Origin of the sequence: Roseateles sp., from assembly GCF_052436255.1 — a bacterium.
In the GTDB taxonomy this organism is placed as follows: Bacteria; Pseudomonadota; Gammaproteobacteria; order Burkholderiales; family Burkholderiaceae_C; genus Pelomonas.
This window is the reverse complement of record NZ_JBQVNP010000211.1, coordinates 1-6,081: the sequence shown is the minus strand read 5'-3', so window position 1 is coordinate 6,081 and position 6,081 is coordinate 1. Positions and strand designations below refer to the sequence as shown.

General features: G+C 69.8%; 4 protein-coding genes. 3 read left to right on the top strand and 1 reads right to left on the bottom strand.

Going from position 1 to position 6,081, the window contains the following annotated elements:
• Positions 1-304 (bottom strand): FadR/GntR family transcriptional regulator (locus ACT6S0_RS25725; protein ID WP_444766580.1); only part of this gene is annotated, 304 nt, incomplete at its 3' end.
• Between the two features lie 381 nt (positions 305-685).
• Here ACT6S0_RS25725 and ACT6S0_RS25720 point away from each other — a divergent pair.
• The 3 genes from ACT6S0_RS25720 to ACT6S0_RS25710 all read left to right on the top strand — a co-directional run.
• Complete coding sequence (locus tag ACT6S0_RS25720; protein ID WP_444766579.1) at positions 686-2,335, top strand: GH35 family beta-galactosidase; 1,650 nt, start codon at positions 686-688, stop codon at positions 2,333-2,335.
• Positions 2,336-2,350: 15 nt separating this feature from the next.
• A complete protein-coding gene (locus ACT6S0_RS25715) occupies positions 2,351-3,658 on the top strand; it encodes a GDSL-type esterase/lipase family protein (RefSeq protein WP_444766578.1) in 1,308 nt (435 codons plus the stop codon).
• A 2-nt stretch (positions 3,659-3,660) separates the two neighbouring features.
• The coding region (locus tag ACT6S0_RS25710; protein ID WP_444766577.1) for a glycoside hydrolase family 95 protein at positions 3,661-6,081 on the top strand (2,421 nt) is incomplete at its 3' end.

Sequence of the window (6,081 nt, the reverse complement as noted above, 5' to 3'; positions counted from 1 at the left end):
CCACACGGGCCTGCATCAGCTCCGCCGGGCTTTCGCCCAAGGCCGAGGTGGCACCGCCGCCCGCCGGCGTGGCGCTCACGTAGACGCCGGACCCGCCGCGGATCTCCACTTGGCCGTCGATCTCCAGCGCAATCAACGCCTCCCGCAGCGACGGGCGCGAAACACCCAGCTGCAGCGCCAGTTCCCGCTCGGCTGGCAGCCTTGAGCCGGTGGCAATCCCCTCGTCGGCGATGAGGGCGCGGATCCTGTCCGCTACCACCTGGTACTGCCGGCGCGCCTCCCCGGCGCGGTGATGAATGGGCATGGCCACTGAACCTCTAACAAACTGGACTGACCAAATGGTAACGCGAACAGCGCGATCGCCTCATCCTAACCGCCGCATGAGAAACCCTGACCATAGGGGTATGCACTGGTCTGACCGCTTTTGTTGTATGGCAAAGTGGCAATACCAAACTGGCTTGACCGCAAAGCACAGATTTTGCCAGTCGCCGCAAGGCTGGTCAGGCCAAAGAGCCACGAGACAAACATGCAACAAGCGCGCCCTGCGGGGCGATCCAACCCTGTGTGCAGCCCTGCCGCCAGGCAAGCGCGTGGCGCGTAGCGCGCCGGCCTTCACCCGTTCCCCTTCTCCGTTCCCCCGGCGCCCTGGCGCCCGCCTGCGGCGCCGGGGCCTTTCTGGATGTCCATGCGTTCGCCTCTTCTCCATCTCCGCCTGACCGCCGTGTGCCTGGGCAGCCTGTTGCTGGCCACCGGCGCCTGGGCCCAGGCCACCCGCTTCGTGCAGCAGGACGGCCGCCACGCCCTGATGGTTGACGGCAAGCCCTTCCTGATGCTCGGGGCGCAGACGCACAACTCCAGCAGCTACCCCAGGGCGCTGGACAAGGTCTGGGCCGCCGTCGCCGACCTGCAGGCCAACACGGTGGAGGTGCCCATCGCCTGGGAGCAGGTGGAGCCGATCGAGGGGCGTTTCGATTTCTCCTTCCTCGACACCCTGCTGCGGCAGGCGCGCGAACGACAGCTCAAGGTCGTGCTGCTTTGGTTCGGTACCTGGAAGAACACCAGCCCGCAGTACTCGCCGGCATGGGTCAAGTTCGACAATCGCCGCTTCCCGCGCATGGTCGACGAGGCCGGCAAGGACAGCTACTGCCTGTCGCCCTTCGGCGAAGAGACGCTCAAGGCCGACCGGCGCGCCTTCACGGCGCTGATGGCCCACCTGAAGAAGATCGACGCGCAGCAGCGCACCGTGCTGATGGTGCAGGTGCAGAACGAGGTCGGCACCTTCGGCCTGGCGCGCGACTTCGGCCGCGCGGCCCAGGCCGCGTTCGAGCAGCCTGTGCCCGCGGCCGTGCTGGCGCGCAAGAAGCCGGTGGCCAAGGCCAGCGGCAGCTGGCGCGAGGTCTACGGCGACTACGCCGACGAGTACTTCCACGCCTGGGCCATCGCCAGCTACATCGAGGAGATGGCCAAGGCCGGCCGCGCCGTCTATGACCTGCCGATGTATGTCAACAACGCGCTGCGCGACCCGCTGGAGCAGCCACCCAAGCCCTGGAAGAAGGACTTCGCCAGCGGCGGCCCGACCTACGACGTCATCGACATCTACAAGGCCGCCGCGCCGTCCATCGACATCGTCGGGCCGGACATCTATCACGTCGAATCCGCCAAGGTGGACGCCCACCTGAAGCTGTTCAAGCGGCCGGACAACGCCCTGTTCGTGCCGGAGCTGGGCAATGCCTCGCCCTACGCGCGCTACCTCTACAAGATCCTGGGTCAAGGCGCCATCGGCGTGGCGCCGTTCGGCGTGGACTACTTCGACTACGCCAACTATCCGCTGGGCGCCAAGACCAACGACAAGGCCACGCTTGAACCCTTTGCCAAGGTCTATGCCGCCTTCCGGCCCATGCAGAGGCAGTGGGCGCAGTGGGCCTTCGAGGGCCGCACGCACGGCGTGGCCGAGCCCGACGACCACGCCGACCAGTTCGTCACGATGAAGGGCTGGAAGGCGCATGTGACCTTCGGCCAGTGGCAGTTCGGCGAGCGCGAGTGGCCGGGCAACCAGAAGGAGAAGCCCGCCCACGCCGGCACGCCAGCCGGCGGCGTGGCCATCGCCCAGCTCGGCGACGACGAGTTCCTGCTGGTGGGCCAGCTGGCCCGCGTGCGCATCGAGGAGCTGCAGGACAGCGGCCGCGCGCTGATCGACCACGTCGAGGAAGGTCGTTATGACGCCAAGGGCCAGTGGGTCACGGAGCGCCGCTGGAACGGCGACCAGACCGACTGGGGGTTGAACTTCACCGCCAACCCGCGTGTCATCAAGGTCAAGATGGGCCGCTACCGATGACTACCTAAGACCGCCATGCCGCTCGTCCTCCGCACCACGCTCGCCGCCACCTTGCTTGCCGCCACGGGCCTCGTCCAGGCCAGCCAGGATCTGGTCATCCTTCCCGCCGCCACCGACGCCTGGCGCCTCGTCGTCGGTCACTTCGAGGGCCGCACCGAACTGACCGGCGACAGCGCCACCGTGCCGCCGCCGATCGTCGAGTACGCGCGCAAGAGCCACGTCGGCGCCAGCGCTCGCACGGTGGCGGGTCGCCGCGAGGCCCTGTCCTTCGAATGGCGCGACCTGTGGCAGGCCGGGCTGCGCATCGAGAGCCCCACGCCGCTGGACCTGCGGCCCTACGTGGGCGGCACGCTGCAGTTCGACCTGCATGTGGACGAGCTGGCAAAGGGCGGCGTCTACGCCAAGCTGAGCTGCGGCAGCGGCTGCGAACGCCGCGTCAACCTCGTCGAGCCGGCGCGTGGCTGGGCCGGCAAGGGCTGGCAGACGGTGTCGCTCGCCGTGGGCTGCTTTGCCCGCGAGGGTGCTGACTTCTCCAAGGTCGGCCTGCCCTTTGCGCTGGATGGCACGGGCAGCGGCCGCGTCAGCGTGGCCAACGTGCGCATCAGCCGCGAGGCCAAGCCTGCTCTCGCCTGTCCCGACTACCGGACCGAATCGGTCACGCCGGCGATGCTGGGCGAAGCCTTCGCACTCGACTGGTGGAAGCCGCGCCACGAGCAGAAGCTCGCACAGAAGCGCCAGCTGATCGACGCCGGCACGCCGCCGCAGGTGGTTTTCATCGGCGACTCCATCACCCAGGGCTGGGAGAAGGAAGGCGCTGCCGTCTGGCAACGCCATTTCGCACCGCTGCACGGCCTGGCCCTGGGCTTCGGCGGTGATCGCACGGAGAACGTGCTGTGGCGCCTGCAGCACGGCGAGATCGACGGCATTGCGCCCAAGGTCGCCGTGCTGATGATCGGCACCAACAACACCGGCCACCGCGCCGAGGCGCCAGCGACGACCGCCGCCGGCATCCAGCGGCTCGTCGCCGAGATCCGCCAGCGCCTGCCCAAGACGCAGGTGCTGCTGCTGGCCATCTTCCCGCGCAGCGAGAAGCCCGACGATTTCCTGCGCCGCCTCAACGAGGACGTCAACCGGCGCATTGCCGGGCTCGCCGACGGCAAGGCCGTGCACTTCCTGAACATCAACCCGGCCCTGCTCAACCCCGACGGCACGCTCAGCAAGGACGTCATGCCCGACCTGCTGCACCCCAATGAGCGCGGCTACGAGATCTGGCAGCGCGCCATGGCGCCCCAGCTCCAGCAACTGCTCGACAAGACGCCCTGACCATGCCCGCTCCCACCTCACGCCGCGGCTTCATCGCCACCACCACCATCGCATCCTCGCTGTCCGCGCTGCCCCGCTGGGTGCTGGCGGGCGCCGCCCATGCGGACGACAACGCGACCTCGCTCTGGTACGACCAGCCCGCCGGCCCCTGGATCGAGGCCCTGCCCGTGGGCAGCGGCCGCCTGGGCACCATGGTGTTCGGCCGCCCCGCGCAGGAGCGGCTGCAGTTCAACATCGACACGCTCTACGGCGGCGGCCCCTACGTCCAGGACAACCCGAAGTTCCGCGAGGCCCTGCCCCAGGTGCGCGCCCTGCTTGACCAGGACCGCTGGAAGGAGGCCCACGATCTGGTCGCCAGCTCGCTGATGGGCAAGCCCATCAAGCAGATGCCCTTCAGCGGCGCGGGCGACCTGCTGCTGGACTTCCCCGGCCTGCAGGAGCCGGCGCGCTACCGCCGCAGCCTCGACCTGGACAGCGCGATCGCGACCACGAGCTTTTTCAGCGGCGCCACCCGCCACACCCGCGAGGTGTTCTGCAGCGTGGCCGACCAGGTCACCGTGATCCGGCTGACCGCCGAGGGCGAGGGCCGCATCGACCTCGACCTGGGCTACCGCCACCCCGACTACCAACCCTATGGCGGCTTCGGCGACACCAAGTACGACGCGCATGGCGTGGTCTACGTCGGCGCGCCCTGGGACCACCGCGAACCGGCCTTCGCCGAGAAGCGTTCGCAGGGGCTGTCCGTGCAGGCCGACGGCAGCGATGCGCTGCTCATCGAGGGCCGCAACGTGCAGGCCTTCGGCATCCCTGGCCAGCTGCGCTATGCGCTGCGCGTGCAGGCCGTGGGGAACTTGGGAGGTGGCCGCATCGAGACCGTTGGCGACCAGCTGCGCGTGCGCGGCGCCCGCCAGCTGACGCTGGTGGTGGCCGGCGAGACCAGCTATGTGAACTGGCAGGACACCAGCGGCGACCCGGTGGCCGCGGTGCGCCAGCGCAGCACCGCGGCGGCACGCCGGCCCATCGACAAGCTGCGCGACGCCCATGTGAAGTCGCACCGCGCGCTGTTCCGCCGCGTGCAGATCGACCTCGGCGGCCACCAGGCCAACGCCCGCCCGACCTACGCCCGCATCGCCGGCGTGCCGCGCCAGCCCGATGCCGCCCTCGCCGCGCTGTACGTGCAGTACGCGCGCTACCTGCTGTTGTCGTCTTCACGGCCGGGCAGCCAGCCGGCGAACCTGCAAGGCGTTTGGAACGAAGTGCTGCACCCGCCCTGGGAGAGCAAGTACACGATCAACATCAACACCGAGATGAATTACTGGCCCGCCGGGCCGGCCAATCTCGACGAGTGCGTGGAGCCGCTGCTGAAGATGGTGGAGGACCTCGCCGTCACCGGCGCGCGCACCGCGCGCGACAGCTACGGCGCACGCGGCTGGGTCACGCACCACAACACCGACCTGTGGCGCTCCACCGCGCCCATCGACGGCCCGAGCTGGGGCATGTGGCCCTGCGGCGGCGCCTGGCTGTGCACGACGCTGTGGCAGCACCATCAGTACAGCCCCAGCCCGGCGCGGCTGCGCCGACTGCTGCCGCTGCTCAAGGGTGCCTCGCAGTTCTTCCTGGACACGCTGATCGAAGACCCGAAGGGCCGCGGCCTCGTCACCTCGCCATCGTCCTCGCCCGAAAACGACCACCACCCCGGCGTGGCCGTGTGCGCCGGCCCGGCAATGGACAGCCAGATCCTGCGCGACCTGTTCGACGCCACGCTGCAGGCGCAGGCGGAGCTGCATGACAACGACACCGCCTTTGCAGAGCAGCTGCGCAAGACCCGCGCACGCCTGCCGGCCGACCGCATTGGTGCCCAGGGCCAGCTGCAGGAGTGGCTGGAGGAGAGCTGGGACGCGAGCGCGCCCGACCAGCGCCACCGCCATGTGTCGCACCTGTATGCCGTCTATCCCGGCGAGCAGATCAACGTGCGCGACACGCCCGAGCTGGCCCAGGCCGCCCGCGTGACGCTGAACCGTCGCGGCGACGAGAGCACCGGCTGGGCCACCGCCTGGCGCCTGGCGCTGTGGACGCGGCTGGGCGACGGCGAGCGCGCCTACAAGGTGCTGCAAGGGCTGCTGGGCCCGCAGCGCACCTATCCCAACATGTTCGACGCGCATCCGCCCTTCCAGATCGACGGCAACTTCGGCGGCGCCGCCGCCATCCTGGAGATGATCGTGCAGTCCTGGGGCGGCGAGGTGCACCTGCTGGCCGCCCTGCCCAAGGCCTGGCCCGACGGACGGCTGCATGGTGTGCGCGCGCATGGCGGCGTGGACGTCGATGTCGACTGGGCCGACGGCCGCCTGGCCCGTCTGCACCTGCGCGGCCGGCCCGGCCAGCGCGTGGCGCTGCGCCACCGCGGGCGCCGCGCGGACGTGACC